Below are 15,182 nucleotides of genomic sequence, written 5' to 3'. Positions count from 1 at the left end.
CCAGGGGCGTCAGCGCGAGCCGCGCACCTTCTGGATACGGAGGCTGTTGTAGACGACGAACACCGAGGACAGCGACATCGCGGCGGCGGCGATCAGAGGGTTGAGCAGGCCCGCGGCGGCGATAGGAATCGCCGCGACGTTGTAACCGAACGCCCAGACGAGGTTCATCTTGATCGTCCGCAGCGTCTTACGGGAGATCGCGATCGCATCGGGGATGACGAGCAAATCATCGCGCACCAGGATGATGTCCGCGGCTTTCAGGGCGATGTCGGTGCCGGTGACGATCGCGAGGCCGAGGTCGGCGGTGGCCAGTGCGACCGCGTCGTTGACGCCGTCGCCGACCATCGCGACGCGCTTGCCATCCGCCTGCAGGGAGCGGACCACGTCGGCCTTCTCCGCAGGAAGAACGCCGGCGTGCACGCTGTCGACACCCAGTTCCGAAGCGATACGAGCGGCTGCGGCCGGCGAATCGCCCGTGAGCAGCACGATCTCGAGTCCCTGCGCTCTCAGAGCAGTGACGGCCTCTGCCGCGCGCGGCTTGAGAGCGTCTGAGAGTGCGAGGACGCCGATCACATCGTGGTCGGCGGCGACCAGGATCGTCGTGTGACCCTCGCGCTCGAAGCGCTCCATCGCGGCTCGAGCTTCGGCGGGGATGCTCACGCCTTCGCCTTCGAGCAGCCGCGCGTTGCCGACGATGACGCGGGTGTCATTTATCACGGCGACCGCCCCCAATCCCGGCATCGCGGTGAACTCGGTCAACGAGCGCAGGTCGTCGACGTAGGGCGAGGCCGCCTTCTCGATCGCTCGAGCGATCGCATGCTCCGACCCTCGTTCGGCCGACGCCACCAGAATCCACATATCGCGCGCGGAGACTCCGAAGGCCTCGGAACCCTGCACCGTCATCGTGCCTGTGGTGAGCGTGCCGGTTTTGTCGAGAACGACGGTGGTCACGGCACCGGATGCCTCCAGCGCATCATGCCCCTTGATCAGGATGCCGAGCGTCGCAGCTCGCCCGATGCCGACCATGAGCGCGGTGGGGGTAGCGAGTCCGAGCGCACAGGGGCAGGCGATGATGAGCACGCTGATTCCGACGCCGATCGCCTTGTCATCGGGGGCGCCGCTCAGCGCCCACGCGATGCCGACGACGATCGCGAGTCCGATCACGACGGGAACGAACCAGGTCACCACTCGGTCGACCAGCTTTTGCACATCTGCCTTGCGCGCCTGCGCCTGCTCGGTGAGCGCAGCCATCTGGGCGAGCTGGGTATGGGCGCCGACTGAGGTCGCCCGCACCTCGAGCCGCCCATCGGTGCTGATGGTTCCGCCGGTGACCGCGTCGCCGCTCGCCACAGAGACGGGCATGGGCTCGCCCGTCATCATGCTCGCGTCGACGGCCGCATTCCCGCTTACCACGATCCCGTCTGCGGGGATGGTCTCGCCCGGCAGGAGGACGAACACGTCACCGGAGCGCAGCTGGCCGGCCGGCTCCACCGTCTCGACCCCGTCGCGCAGCACTCGCACATGCGTGGCAGCGAGGGCGCTCAGTGCGCCGAGCACGTCTCCGGCCTTCCGGCGGGAACGTGTCTCGAAGTATCTGCCCGCGAGCTGGAAGGTGGTCATGCCCGCGGCCACATCGAGGTAGATCGAGTCGGCGCCCTCGGGGGTCGAGCCGAAGCCGAGCCAATAGCCCTCCGACCCGGCACCTACGCCGAACAGCAGCGTCGCCACCGCCCAGCCGAACGACGCCGCGATGCCAAGGGACACCAGCGTGTCCATGCTCACCATGCCGTGACGCAGGTTGCGGAAGGTGGCGCGGTGGAACGGCCACGCGGCCCACGTCACGATCGGCAGTGCGAGCAGGACGCAGACCCACTCCCAGCCGGGGAATCGCCATCCGGGGACGAGGGCCAGGACCAGGGTGATGTCCATCAGCGGGACGGTCAGAAGGGCGGCCACTGCCAGCCGTCGCCGGAGCGAGGAGATTCGGAACTCGGTAGCACGCTGCGACCAGGCGTCGTCCGACCCGTCTCGCAGATGGGCGCCATAGCCCGCGCTCTCGATCTGCGCGATCGCCCGTGCCGACTCCTCGGTCGAGATGCCGGTCAACACGGCCCGCTCCGTCGCGTAGTTGACGGTTGCGGTGACGCCGTCGAGCTTGTTCAGAGCGCGTTCGACGCGGCCGGCGCACGCTGCGCACGTCATACCGGAGACATCGAGCTCGAGGGGGGTTTCGAGCAGCTGCACGGTCTGAGTGTTCATCGCTGTGGCTCCTTCTCGGGCTGCGGGCCCGGGCGTAGTTCATCGCTCGCTGCGGAGCGGGCGGAGAGCTGGCGCAGCATCTCGTTGTAGGCGTCGAACTCCACATCCCTCCCCGTGTCGAGGTGCCGGTCCTTGCGCCGTGCTTCCTTCGAGTCCTGGCGACCCCATTGGATCAGAAGCACGATGATGACGATCAGGAGCGGGATCTCTCCTCCCGCCCAGGCGACGCCGCCCGCGAGATACTGCTGTGCGGGAAGGTCGGCCCACGGGAGCTTGAGGTAGAGGTAGAAATTCTCGGCGATCAGGGTCGTGCTCGTCATCAGGATGATGCCGAAGAACGCGTGGAAGGGCATGGCGGCCAGCGCGTACCCCAGCTTTCCCACATGGGGGAGCGGGCGGGGCGGGCGATCGACGCCGATGATGAGGCTGTAGTACAGGTAGCCGACGATCAGGAAGTGGAGATTCATCAGCTGATGCGCCCAGTGGAAGCGCATGTACTCGCCGAAGATCCCCGTGAGGTACAGCCCGTAGTAGGAGCCGATGAACACCACGAACACGATCAGGGGGTTGTAGAGGAAATGGAGGACCCGCCAGTGCAGCACCCAGGTGATCCAGTCGTGCGGCCCCACGGGTGATCCGGGCACTGAGCGCGTGGCGCGCAGCAGCAGCGTGACGATCCCGCCCAGCACGAGCATGCCGGGTGCCAGCATGTTGAGGCTCATATGGACGATCATGTGGATACCGAAGTCCGGTGCGGAGTACTTGCCGAACCCTGAGCTGGTGGCGAAGATGATGATCGCCCAGCCCAGCAGCCAGGCGACGGTTCTGCCGGGGGGCCACTGGTCGCCGCGCCGGTGGAGCGCGCGCACTGCCACGAGGTAGACGACGACGGCTGCCGTCGCGATCGTCAGGAACAGCACGTTCGGTCGCCAATGGCCGAACAGCACCTCGATGCTCGGTGGATCCGCGACCTCGAAACCCATGAACGTCTGCGAGATGCTCGTGGGCACGAAGTACTGCGGCGGGGGCTGCCGGGTCATCGCGGCTGTGGCGCCTATCCATGCGATGACCCCGAAGGATGCGACCGAGAGGCAGGAGACGATGTGTGCCGCGCGAACGCGTGCGCGGCGCCAGAGCGAGCGAAGCGCGATCAGGGGGAGCGCGACGATGAGGAGGGCCGCCCATCGCCCCACGATCAGCCAGCCGGTCAACGACCCGAAAAGGGGCGTTCCGGCGAGCTTGAAGAAGGTGATGACGACGTCCGAGGCGGCGATGACCGGTAGCAGGAGCGCCGCCAGGACGAAGAGTCGCCGCAGGGACTCCGGGTCGATGAATCGACCGGAGCACACCCGCAGCCAGTAGACCGCGACGACGCCGAAGAGCAGATTTATCGCGAGCGATTGGAAGACGGCGGCATCGCCGCCGAAGTCGTGATCGGGGCCGACGAGGATCTGGCCCGACACGACGGGAGCCAGCGTGGCGAGGAACGATGCCCACAAGGGGATCAGCATCCCCGTCCAGCGGTCGACGAAGAACGATGCGAACAGCACCACGAGAGCTCCCGCACAGCTGATCGTCCAGGCGGCGGGCGGGTAGCTCGCCTCGAACAGGAACGCGATCGTTCCCGGTTCGAGGATGCGGGAGAGGGGCACGCCGCTGGTGTCGAATGCTTCGAACACGGCCAGCCCGGCGGCGCTCGCTGCCCAGACCGACGCGGTGACTCGGAGAACGCGGAGCTCGAAGCCGTGCTCAAGACGCATCGCGCGCTTCGCAGGCGTGGCTCGGAGGAAGAGCAGGTGAGTGAGGATGCCCATGCTGAGCAGAATCCCGGTGTCGGCCGCCACCAAGAGAGCGGTGGTCGTCACCCCGACGTCAAGGCCGGGAAAGGATTGGAAGAGTTTCTTGTACGGCGCGTCTCCGAGTGCGACCGTGATGCCAACAGGCAGGCCGATGCCGAAGAAGGCAGCGGCCAGGCCGCCCCCGATCAGGAGATGACGGGACGGGAGCAGCAGAGCGGGATCGCGGGGTGCGTTCGGCTCAGGCTCTTCACGCATCGTGGCTTACAGGCCACGAACCCACTTCGTACCCGGCCTCACCCACCGCGGCTTCCCAAGAGCTCCGGTCCACCGGGAGATCATGGGTGACACTCACGCGTCCCGTCGCCGCATCAGCGACGACATTCTGGACGCCGGGAAGTCTGGACAGCTCTGATCCCACCGCGTCCTCGCAATGCTCGCACGTCATTCCGATGACCTCGAATGTGAACTGCGACATTTTCTCTCCACTCTTTTTGCTGGAATCAAGTCTACATCGTGTAGTTTTAATACCGCCCCGCGAAGGCAAAGATAACTACTGGATGTAGCGTTAACACTACCTGCTTCGGATCTCGATGAGGCCCGTATCGCGGTTCCCCAAAGAGGCACACGCTGCGAGGTGAGTCAGAGAACGGAGTCGCAACAGTGAGCATGATCTCGGCCATCATGCATCTGGTGGCGCTCCTGGTGCTGATCCTTGTGATCGGACTCACCGCGCCCCCGCGGGATCAGGATGACCGCCCGTCCACTCTCGCTGAGGAGTGGGACGAGACGAGATTTCTCATCTATCGGCTCCACCGCAGGGTGTGCACGGCGTGGTCATGGGTGCTCCGTGCATGCGGCTGGAAGCCTCGGGCCTGAGTAACTCCGTAGCGGAGGCGGCGCGAGCCGGAGCGGTCCCGAGAGCCCCCACGTCAACTCGAGGAATCGCGAGCGAAAGCGGCTGGGGCTCGGCGTCGTTTGACGGCGCCGGGCCACCTTTTGTCCACGAGTCTCTCGGCGCGAAGCTCCAGGCTGACGTCGTTCGAGGCTGTCGCGAGGGTCGAGAGAGCGTTCGCCAGCTGGGCAGGGCCTGCGAGACGTGCTGCCTGATCATCCGCCGCCAATTCGACAAGAAGCGTGGTTGCTCTTCGCAGCGCGCGCGCGGAGTGCGTTCTGGGGAGACAGAGAGCGTTGATGCGAGCGATTCGGGTGGCCCACGCATGATGTTGCCTCAGGTGCGCGTACTCATGAGCGAGGACGGCTTGCAACTGAGCGGAAGGGAGAAGCGACTCCATGCCCGTCGAAAGCAGGATCTCGGGCGGTCTGCCTGGTGCGGCGAAGGCGATCGGCTGATCCGATTCGAACCGGACCAGCGTGAACCCGCGTCGCTGTTCGCGGCTGATGGCGATCGGCGCCAGCGAATGCAGCGCCCCTGTCTCGGAGGAGAGCACCGGCTCGGCGGACACGGCGACGAAAGCGGCGATCGCGCCGAAGGCTCCTAAGCCCGCCCAGCCGAGGATCGTCATCAGCAGCGTCTCTGAACCGGTCGGGGTATGCGAGGCGGCGACGGCGCCCGCAACGCCGATGATCAGCCCGGCGAGGGCCAGTGCGATGCCTATGAAGAACGCCCCGAACCACACTGAGAGGGCGGTGCGCGGGTGCAGAAGTTGCCAGCGTCCCACGGTGAGCAGAAGGGGTGCGAGGAGTGCGACCGTGATCGATGCGATGCCGCAGGCCAGCACAACCCAGAAGAGCATCTGCTAGCGCTTCGAGGACTTCCGACCGAAGGCGGATTTCAGCAGGGCGACGTCGTCGTCGTCAAGCGTTCCGGCGAAAGCGAGCAGTGCCGCGTGGCGGTCTCCCGCGCGATCCAAGGCGGAGAGCATCGAATCGCTCGTGAAATCCTCTCCCGAGCGCGCGGCCTGAAAGCGCACCTTGCGGGGAGAGTCTCCCGAGCGGATGACCTGGCCCTTCTTCTCCAAGCGGGTGAGCGCTGTGAGAAGGGTCGTGTACGCGGGCACCGGTCCCGTGAAGAGGTCCTGCAGGTCGCGTGCGCTCATGGGATCCACGTGCTTCCAGAGCAGCCGCATGACCTCGCCCTCGAGCTCGCCTCGCTCTCGAGTTCTCTCTCCGGCCATGGCTCCTCCTTCCGACTGGGGTATGAGGTCCGAAACGGATTACTCTACAAACCTGGTAGCTACTGTATTACACCGTGGAGGATGTGCGCTGGTCCGGGGTGTACGGTTCGTCAAGGATCGAGCTTCTCGTCGCCGGAGTGATTCCCAGGGATGTCTGGATGTGATGATCCAGCTGTGCGGGGAGATCCATGTCGTCAGGACTCAGGATCAGTTGATACTGCAGTCCGTCCCACAGTGCGACGAGCCACACGGCGTCGAGCCGTGGATCCGGAGACCCGGAGTCGCTGTTCGCGATGAGGCCCTCGAAGTAGTCGATCGTGCGGGAGAAGCGATCGGTGAAGTAGGCGTGCGCCGGATGGTCGGGGTGAATGGCCTCGGTGGAGAGGACGGCGTACATGTTCACAAGCCCTCGCTCCACCTCCAGATCTCGGCGGGCCTCATTGCCGAGCTCCGCGAGTTCCGTGCGCGCATCCATGTCGCGCTGCCCTCGCCGATGAACGAGCTGCTCGTCTCTGTGGCGAAGCACCTCGGCGAGCAGACCCGCCTTGTGTCCGAAGTGGTGGAGAAGTGTGGACGTGGAGATGCCCACCTCGGATGCGAGCTGCCGGATGGTGGTCCCGTGGTATCCGTTGCGGGCGAAGAGCACGGTGGCGTCTTCGATGATCTGCCGCCGACGTGAGCGACCACGCGCATAACCGAACTCGGCGGGTATCAGCGATGCCGGAGATACAGGGGAAGTGCGGGAGGAGGGCGCTGGTGGCCGGGCGTGCGCCGGATCGAGGCACGCCTGGATGATTCGCGCGGGATCGAGCGATGGGAAGTAAGCCTGCAACACGAGCAAGCCCTCCCACGTGGCGACCAGCCCCTGGGGGGTCAGTGCGGTCGAACTGGAGTCGTCGGTGACCATACTTTCGGCCGATTCGAGGAGTTGCCGATGGTGGCAGGCGCTGGAAGGTGGCGGAGATTCGGATGTCAATGCGAGGCTCAAGAACTGCACAGACATCGAGCAGTAGTCGGGAATCTCCATCAGGTTCGCCCACGAATCGGGACCGAGGGGCATTTGCCGCCCGGTCTCGACGCAGAACTCGGCTTCCACTGCTGTCATCAGTGCATCCGTCGAGCGGAAGTGGCCGAGGAGGCCAGGGCGTGTGATCTCCGATGCGGCTGCGACGTCCTCGAGTGAGACCTGTGCGCCGCCTCGTGAGCCGATCAACGCTCTGGCCGAGGCAAGAATCCGCCGTCGCGTCAGCGCGGTCGATGCGGCGCGGGACGAAGCGTGCTCGGAAGATCTCACCGTCTCATGATCGCACGCGTACTTAATCTACAAATAGATCGATATTGACTTACGATATGTTCGATTTTACGCTACTCTTGCCCGAGCCCACCCCCTTCGGGCGCGACCAAGGAGTCGACGATGACTGAACCCTCCACCACCACACCCCTCACCCGGACCGTGCCGGCCGGCCCCGTTTCTCCCGCCTACTTGCCGACGCTGGGTCTTGCCAACTTCGGCGTCTACCTGGCGCTGCTCACGCCGGTGTTCGTCTCATTGGCCTTCAAGCTCGAGCACATCACCGCGAACCGCGGCGAGTCGGTCGCCGCGCTCAGCCTCGTCATGGGCGTCGGCACGCTCTTCGCGATCATCTTCAACCCGCTCGTCGGGCGTCTGTCTGACCGCACCATGTCGCGCTTCGGTATGCGACGCCCCTGGCTGATACTCGGTGCCGTGGTCGGATTCGCGGCTCTCGTGACGATCGGTCTGGCGAGCGAGGTCTGGATGGTCCTCGTGGGATGGTGCGTCGCGCAGGCCGCCCTCAATGGCACGCTGGCCGCGTTGAACGCCACCATCGCGGATCGCATGCCGGTCTGGAAGCGCGGCCTCGCGTCAGGAATCATCGGGATCACCACGTCGCTCGGTATCCTGGGCGGAACGTTCGCGGTCAACTTTCTCGACTCGGATCTCTCGCGATTCGCGGTACCCGCGCTCATCGGTCTGGTGTTGACGGTGCTGTTCGCGATGCTGCTGAAGGATGGGATGCGTCTCACGCCGCCGTCTACGAGCTACGGCTGGAAGGACTTCGCCGGATCCTTCGTCTTCAACCCTCGCAAGAACCCCGACTTCGGCTGGACCTGGCTCACGACATTCCTGGTGATGTTCGGTTACGCCGGTATCGCCACGTATCTGCCGCTCTATCTGACCGACAAGTTCCTCCTGACGGAAGCGGAGGCCATCACGGCCGTCCTGATCTGCAACCTCGCGGCAGTCGGCGCGCAGGCGATCTCCGGGCCGCTCGCGGGGTACCTCTCCGACAAGCTCGGGCGCCGGAAGCCGTTCGTCCTCGCCGCCGGCATCATCATGGTGGCCGGGCTCGTCGTTCTCGCCTTCGCGCCGACCGTCGAGATGGTGATCGTCGGTCAGGGACTGATCGGACTCGGCATCGGGTCCTTCCTCTCGGTCTCGCTCGCCCTGGCGACGCAGGTGCTCCCCGATGTCGAAGACACGGCCAAGGACCTCGGCGTCATCAACATCGCCAATGCGCTGCCGCAGTCCATCGCTCCGGCCATCGCGCCGGGAGTCATCGCGCTGGGCGCGGCGACCGCGATCGGCGGCTACTCGTTGTTCTACCTGGTCGGCGCGGCTGCCGCTTTGGCGGGCGCAGTTCTCATCTTCCGAGTCAAGAGCACGAAGTAAGGCGCACTCATGGATTCCGACAATCTGAGCATCGACGTACGCTTCCGCGACAGCAGTCTTCCGGTCGAGGAGCGGGTGGAGATCCTCCTCTCGCAGATGACGCTGGAGGAGAAGGCCGGCCTGTTCTTCCACGCCATGATCTCGATGGGGGAGGACGGTGCTCTCTCCGATGGTGATGAAGAGTTCGACCTCCCATCGAACGCGGAGTATGTGTCACATCGGCACATGAGTCACTTCAACCTCCTCACCGGAGGGTCGCCGGAGGCGATGGCGCGCTGGAACAATCACATCCAAGACCTGGCGCTCACCACGCGGCTCGGGATTCCGGTGACAGTGTCGACCGACCCTCGGAACTCCTACAGCGACAATCCGCTCGCCGGACTTCTCGCCGGGGCGTTCTCCGTGTGGCCGGAAGCCCTGGGACTCGCCGCGATCCGAGACGAGGGCGTCGTTCGGCAGTTCGCTGACATCGCTCGCCAGGAATATCTCGCCGTCGGCATCCGTGTTGCTCTGCACCCGCAGATCGATCTCGCCACCGAGCCGCGCTGGGCGCGCCAGCTCGACACTTTCGGTGAGGACGTCGAACTGACGAGTCGGCTCGGTGTCGCGTACATCCAGGGCTTCCAGGGCGAGGCGCTCGGACGGGACTCGGTCGCGACGATGGCCAAGCACTTCCCGGGTGGCGGGCCGCAGAAGGATGGCGAGGACCCGCACTTCGCCTACGGACGCGAGCAGGTGTATCCCGGCGGTCGGTTCGATCTGCACTTGGAGCCGTTCCGTGCGGCGATCGCCGCAGGCGCGTCGCAGATGATGCCGTACTACGGCATGCCGGTCGGCACGGAGTACGAAGAAGTGGGCTTCGGGTTCAACCGCTCGATCATCACGGAACTTCTTCGCGAACAGCTGGGCTTCGACGGAATCGTCTGCACGGACTGGGGCTTGATCAACGACGCCACGGTGGAAGGCGAGCCCTTCCCCGCGCGGGCCTGGGGCGTGGAAGACCTCACTCCGCGGCAGCGGATGCGCAAGGCCGTCGATGCGGGCGTGGATCAGTTCGGCGGAGAAGCATGTCCCGCGATGTTGGTCGAGTTGGTGGAGGCGGGGGAAATCTCGGAAGCTCGGCTCGATGTCTCGGCGCGCAGGCTCCTCGCCGAGAAGTTCGTGCTCGGTCTCTTTGACGACCCGTACGTCGATCCGGTGGAAGCCTCTCGTGTGGTCGGTGCGCCAGCATTCATCGCCGCGGGCCTCGCGGCTCAGCGTGCGTCGTTGACGCTGCTCACGAACCGTTCCGAGGGCGGGCGCTCCACTTTGCCCGCCGCAGAGCGACGGCGCTTGTACGTCGAGGGCATTCCCGAGGACATCGCTGCGGAGTACGGCACTCTCGTCGCCGATCCGCTCGAGGCGGACCTCGCCATCGTGCGTATCCATGCACCGTATGAGAAGCGGTCCACGGCCTTCGAGAACTACTTCCACGCAGGTTCGCTCGAGATGGATGACGAGACCGTGTCGCACATCGCGAAGCTGAGCGCATCGACAACCACGGTCGTCGATGTCTTCCTCGATCGTCCGGCGATCCTCACCCCGATCCTGGAATCGGCGGATGCTGTCGTCGCCAACTACGGGGCTCACCCGCGGGCGGTGCTCGACGTGCTGTTCGGTCGCGACGAGCCACGTGGGCGTCTCCCCTTCGATCTTCCGTCCAGCATGGCGGCAGTGGAGGCTTCGCGCTCCGATGTGCCGTTCGACACTGCCGATCCGCTGCTGCGCTACGGGCATGGGCTGAGCTACGGGGCGCGCTGACCCCGCCCCGCACGACGACCCTGTCCGCGTGATCAGATCACGCGGACAGGGTGCCAGCGAGAAGAAGCAGGAGCGGGATCGTCACGATGGCGAGCACGGTCTGGACGCCGGTGATCGCCGCCATGAGCCGAGTATCACCGCCCATGCGCGATGCGAGGACGGTGGCGCTGGGTGCAGTCGGAACCGCTGTGATGAGAATGATGCTCGTGAGAGTCGCGCCGGTGATTCCGAACGCCAGCGCGATGGACAATGCCGCGAGCGGCAGCACGACCAGCTTGAGGACAGCAGCGGTGCCGACATCGATCAGGTCTCGCAGGCGGAACGTGAATCGCAGTGCGGCACCGGCGACCATGGTGCCGACGACGAGGGCGGGGGCCGCGATCATCTCGATCGTCGTCTGCAGGAGCGAAGGCATCGCGATGCCGCCCAGGTTGAGCGCCACTCCGGCCAGGCAGGAGAGGATGAGGGGATTCGATGCGAGGTCTCTCCACAGCGCGAGACGCCGTCGCTCGGTGTCGTGCTGGCCGAAGAGCGAGAGCGTCGTGACGCAGATCACGTTCACCAGCGGCACGACGACGGCGCTGGCGAGTGCGAACGTCGCCACTCCCTCTCGCCCCTGCAGCGCGGATGCGAAGACCAGCCCGACGTACGTGTTGATGCGGATGGATCCCTGGATCAGGGATGTGAGCTGGGGGCCATCCGCCCGGGTGAGGAGCGCCGCGCCGAACGACAGTGCGGCCACCACCAGTGTGGGAATGCCGACGCTGAGCGCAAGTGGACCCGCGGCCACGGCCGTGAGATCTGCGCCGCCGATCGACGTGAGGAAGAGCGCGGGAGTGAAGACCCAATAGCTCACCCACGACAGTCCCGACCAGAATCCGACGTCTGTCAGCACGCGTCGCCGAAGAATCAGGCCGCCCCCGAGGAGCAGGATGATCGGGGCGATCCCCGCGGTGATGACGTCCATCCCCTCACTGTGATGCAATGTGTCAATGCAGTTCAACCATGACAATATGACCGGCCCACTGCTCGCCGCGGATCTCGTGACCCTCGTGCGGCGGGGCTGGGACGTCGGCGCCGCGACCGCAGTCCTGGACGCCCACGAGATCCGGCGAGCAGAGCTGAACGAACGGGGCGGCGAGCAACTGCGGGAATGGGCGGATCAGATCGTCTCGGTGTTCCTCGCAGTCACCGTCGACGAGCGCTGCGGCGCCATCAATCGCCTTCTCGCGGCCGGCGCATCTCGTCCGTATCTCACGACGCACGACGGACTCCGTCCGCACCTGCACTTCGCCCCTGATGCCCAGGATGTCGTCGCACGGGTGCGTGCTGTCACCGCGGGCGGACTCGCGCTCTTCATCGTCGAGTCGGACGGGGCTCGGCTGGGCGCCTGCCAGCGGGATCGCTGCCCTGTCGTGTACGTGGACACCAGTCGCAATGGACGGCGCTCTTATTGCTCGGCGAGGTGCGGCAACTACGACGCCGTTCGCCGTCACCGGGCCCCGGTCAGTCGACGGTGACCGGGGACACAGACTCCTCCTCGAGGCCGAAGAGGTGGGGTGGGACGGTCATCGCCCAGGCGTTCATGGCGTCGAGCACCGGGCGCAGCTGCATCCCCACCGGCGTCAGCTCATAGACGACGCGGGGAGGGATCTCGGCGTAGGCGGTGCGGGTCACCAGCTCGTGCGCTTCGAACTTGCGCAGTCGGCTCGAGAGCGTGTGCGCACTGATTCCCGGCAGAGCAGAGAGGAGCTCGTTGAACCGATGCGGCTTCTTGAGAAGCTCGCGCACGATGAGTGTCGCCCAGGGGCCGTCGAGCAGACTGAGGAACCGCGCGACGCCGCACTCCTGCAGCGAGCAATGATCGAATCTCATGGCCTCAGGATACGGCCTTCAGTGCATGATCTGTACTTGATGCTTTCCGTGTAGCAATGGCCTCTATGCCTGAGAGGTGCCGGCGGTATGACGCGCAAACGCTGCGGCGAGATAGAGACCGGTCATGCTGTCCGCGGCAGCGGCGATCCGTTCGGGAGTTCCGGTGGCCACGATGCGTCCCCCGGCGACGCCGCCGCCCGGACCCATGTCGATGACGTGGTCGGCATTCGCGATCACGTCGAGGTCATGTTCGATCACGATCACCGTTGCTCCGCGTTCGAGTAGCCGATCAAGCACGCTCAGGAGCACGCGCGTGTCCAGCGGATGCAGTCCGACACTGGGCTCGTCCAGCACGAAGAGCGAATCGGACTGATCGCGTCCGAGTTCTGTGGAGAGTTTCAGCCGCTGCGCCTCTCCGCCGGACAGCGCGGGGGTGTCTTCGCCGAGCGTGAGATATCCGAGTCCGAGGTCGAGGAGGGTCTGCAACTTTTTCCGCACCTTGGGAAGGTCCGTCACGTGGGGCAGTGCCTGCGCAACCGAGAGCTCGAGCAGTGCGGGAAGCGAGATCGGGGGAGCACCGGGTGGGTTTCGCCGGATCGCATGGCCCTCGGCGCCGTACCTGCTGCCGGCGCAGTCGGGGCAGGGAATGTCCACGTCAGGAAGGAACTGCACATCCAGGACGACTTGGCCAGTGCCCTCGCACCGTGGACAGCGCAGAGACCCGGTGTTGTAGGAGAAGTCGGCGGCCTTCAGTCCGCGCGACTGAGCATCGGGTGACGCTGCATAGGCCTTGCGAAGATCGTCCAGAGCTCCGCTGTACGTGGCGATGGTGGAGCGCACGTTCGTGCCGATCGGCGCGGCATCCACGACGTGCACGTGCGCGATGCCCGGTGCGATGAGGTCGAGGACATGTGCCGGGCGGCTCGTGTCGCCGATGAGCGACTGGAGCGCCGGCACCAGACTGTCCAACACCAGAGTGGTCTTGCCCGAGCCGGACATCCCCGTCACTGCGGTCAAGCGACCGCGAGGGATCGCAGTTTCCAGGGCTCGCACGGTGTGCAGTTCCCGCGTGCGCAATTCCATGCGGCCACGAGCGAAGACATTCTCTTCTTCGGCGCGGTCGCGCACTAACAGCGGCTCACGATCGGCGAGGAATCCGCCGATCAGCGACTCAGGCAGTGTGCCGAGCTCTGACACAGTGCCTGCGGCGAGAACAGTTCCGCCGGCAGCCCCTGACCCCGGGCCGATCTCGATCATCCAATCCGCCTCGCGGAGCACCTGCACATCGTGGTCGACGAGTACCACCGAGTTGCCGTTCGACAGGAGATCTCGCATCACCCCGATCAGACCGTCGACATTCGCCGGGTGGAGTCCGACGGACGGCTCGTCGAGGACGTAGAGGACGCCAGTGGTCTCGTTGCGCACGGCTCTGGCCAGTTGCACTCGCTGTCGTTCCCCTGTCGAGAGGCTCGAGCTGGAGCGATCGAGGCTCAGGTAACCCAGACCGAGTTCGAGCAGTCGTGTCGCCATCTGAGTGAACTGACGGATGATCGACATGGTCATCGTCTGCATCTCCTGCGGGAGAGTCGCGGGGATGGTCTGCAGCCACGGCATGATGTCGTCGAGAGACATCGCGGTCACCTCGGCCAGATTCCTGTCGGCGACGCGGGGGAGTCTCGCTGCGTCGCTCAAGCGCGTGCCCTGGCACGCCGAGCACGTCTGCGAAGTGATGAACCTGTTGACCCGGGCCAGCCCCTTCTCGCTCGCCGCATTGTCGAGCGCCTCCTGCACCGCGAGTCGCGCGTTGCGGTAGGTGAAGTCCAGCTCGAACAGCTTGCCGTTCTTGGAGCGCACGGCGATGTGCTTCTTCTCTTCTGGACCGTGCAGAACGATCTCCCGCTCAGCATCGGAGAGCTCTGAGTAAGGCACGTCGGTACGTACGCCGAACTCGGCGACGACCTGCGGCATCACGGTGAGGCCGAACATTCCCCATGGCGCAACTGCACCCGAGTTGATCGTCAGCGACGTGTCGGGCACGAGAGAACTGTCATCGACCGCACGTACGATGCCTGTTCCTGCGCAGGTCGGGCAGGCGCCTTCCGAGTTGAACGCCAGGGATTCCGCGCCGGGTGGGTAGAACACCGCTCCGCACTCGGGGCAGACCAGGTCGAGGTTCGCGGCGACATCGATGGTCGGCTCCAGCCGATGTCCGTTCGGGCACACATGTGAGCCGAGCCGGGAGAACATCACGCGGATCACGTTCAGCAGTTCTGTAGACGTACCGAAGGTCGATCGAACTCCCGGTATGCCGGGTCGCTGGCGGAGGGCAAGCGCGGCGGGAACGTGGCGCACCGAGTCGACATCCGCGCGTGCTGTCTGGGACATCCGTCGCCGGGTGTAGGTAGAGAGCGCTTCAATATAGCGGCGCGAGCCCTCCGCGTAGAGCACACCCATCGCCAGCGACGATTTGCCCGAGCCGGATACCCCGGCGATCGCGACCAGACCGCGCAGCGGTACGTCGACGTCGATGTTCTTGAGGTTGTGGACCCGTGCCCCGCGGATCTGCACGACATCGGGTGATGCGGATCTAGGTTCGTCATGACCGGCGCTGCTCATCTGGTG

At 65.5% G+C, this 15,182-nt stretch carries 12 protein-coding genes and 1 pseudogene; 3 read left to right on the top strand and 10 right to left on the bottom strand.

The features are described from left to right. Positions 1–9 precede the first annotated feature (9 nt). The 7 genes and pseudogenes from IXW21_RS14410 to IXW21_RS18675 form a co-directional block, all read right to left on the bottom strand. Complete coding sequence (locus IXW21_RS14410) at positions 10–2,259, bottom strand: heavy metal translocating P-type ATPase (RefSeq protein WP_194764946.1); 2,250 nt, start codon at positions 2,257–2,259, stop codon at positions 10–12. After that, positions 2,256–4,313: a cytochrome c oxidase assembly protein gene (locus IXW21_RS14405; protein ID WP_194764945.1), complete on the bottom strand. Its 2,058-nt coding sequence runs from the start codon at positions 4,311–4,313 to the stop codon at positions 2,256–2,258. The genes IXW21_RS14410 and IXW21_RS14405 overlap by 4 nt, the downstream gene beginning before the upstream one ends. Further along, the gene (locus tag IXW21_RS14400; protein WP_194764944.1) at positions 4,306–4,533 is read right to left on the bottom strand and encodes a heavy-metal-associated domain-containing protein; all 228 of its coding nucleotides are present in this window, start codon (positions 4,531–4,533) and stop codon (positions 4,306–4,308) included. Before IXW21_RS14400 ends, IXW21_RS14405 begins: the two co-directional genes overlap by 8 nt. Before the next feature lie 454 nt (positions 4,534–4,987). Then, positions 4,988–5,812, bottom strand: a complete 825-nt coding sequence (locus IXW21_RS14395) for a M56 family metallopeptidase (RefSeq protein WP_194764943.1) — start codon at positions 5,810–5,812, stop codon at positions 4,988–4,990. Between the two features lie 3 nt (positions 5,813–5,815). Further along, positions 5,816–6,193: a BlaI/MecI/CopY family transcriptional regulator gene (locus IXW21_RS14390; RefSeq protein WP_091030000.1), complete on the bottom strand. Its 378-nt coding sequence runs from the start codon at positions 6,191–6,193 to the stop codon at positions 5,816–5,818. Positions 6,194–6,260: 67 nt separating this feature from the next. Continuing rightward, on the bottom strand, positions 6,261–7,100 hold the full coding sequence (locus tag IXW21_RS14385) for a TetR/AcrR family transcriptional regulator (protein ID WP_228528579.1): 840 nt from the start codon (positions 7,098–7,100) through the stop codon (positions 6,261–6,263). 198 nt (positions 7,101–7,298) lie between these two features. Further along, a pseudogene (locus IXW21_RS18675) lies at positions 7,299–7,487 on the bottom strand (helix-turn-helix domain-containing protein); the annotation flags it as partial. A 120-nt stretch (positions 7,488–7,607) separates the two neighbouring features. Here IXW21_RS18675 and IXW21_RS14380 point away from each other — a divergent pair. Both IXW21_RS14380 and IXW21_RS14375 read left to right on the top strand, forming a co-directional pair. Beyond that, entirely contained in the window at positions 7,608–8,885 is a 1,278-nt protein-coding gene (locus tag IXW21_RS14380; RefSeq protein ID WP_194764941.1) for an MFS transporter, read from the top strand. 9 nt (positions 8,886–8,894) lie between these two features. Further along, the gene (locus tag IXW21_RS14375; RefSeq protein WP_194764940.1) at positions 8,895–10,685 is read left to right on the top strand and encodes a glycoside hydrolase family 3 protein; all 1,791 of its coding nucleotides are present in this window, start codon (positions 8,895–8,897) and stop codon (positions 10,683–10,685) included. Positions 10,686–10,722: 37 nt separating this feature from the next. Here IXW21_RS14375 and IXW21_RS14370 read toward each other — a convergent pair whose 3' ends face one another. Beyond that, the gene (locus IXW21_RS14370; protein WP_194764939.1) at positions 10,723–11,652 is read right to left on the bottom strand and encodes an AEC family transporter; all 930 of its coding nucleotides are present in this window, start codon (positions 11,650–11,652) and stop codon (positions 10,723–10,725) included. 46 nt (positions 11,653–11,698) lie between these two features. Between IXW21_RS14370 and IXW21_RS14365 the strand changes: the two genes are divergently transcribed. After that, complete coding sequence (locus IXW21_RS14365; protein ID WP_228528578.1) at positions 11,699–12,205, top strand: CGNR zinc finger domain-containing protein; 507 nt, start codon at positions 11,699–11,701, stop codon at positions 12,203–12,205. Here the strand turns inward: IXW21_RS14365 and IXW21_RS14360 are convergent. Beyond that, positions 12,192–12,560: a winged helix-turn-helix transcriptional regulator gene (locus IXW21_RS14360; RefSeq protein ID WP_091029980.1), complete on the bottom strand. Its 369-nt coding sequence runs from the start codon at positions 12,558–12,560 to the stop codon at positions 12,192–12,194. The genes IXW21_RS14365 and IXW21_RS14360 overlap by 14 nt on opposite strands. Positions 12,561–12,623: 63 nt before the next feature. Beyond that, positions 12,624–15,176, bottom strand: coding sequence for an excinuclease ABC subunit UvrA (locus IXW21_RS14355; protein WP_194764937.1), 2,553 nt, complete (start codon positions 15,174–15,176; stop codon positions 12,624–12,626). Positions 15,177–15,182: the final 6 nt, after the last annotated feature.

The organism is Microbacterium sp. UFMG61 (assembly GCF_015354505.1).
In the GTDB taxonomy this organism is placed as follows: Bacteria; Actinomycetota; Actinomycetes; order Actinomycetales; family Microbacteriaceae; genus Microbacterium.
Note: the sequence above shows the minus strand (reverse complement) of the source record. Positions and strands in the feature narration are given on the sequence as shown.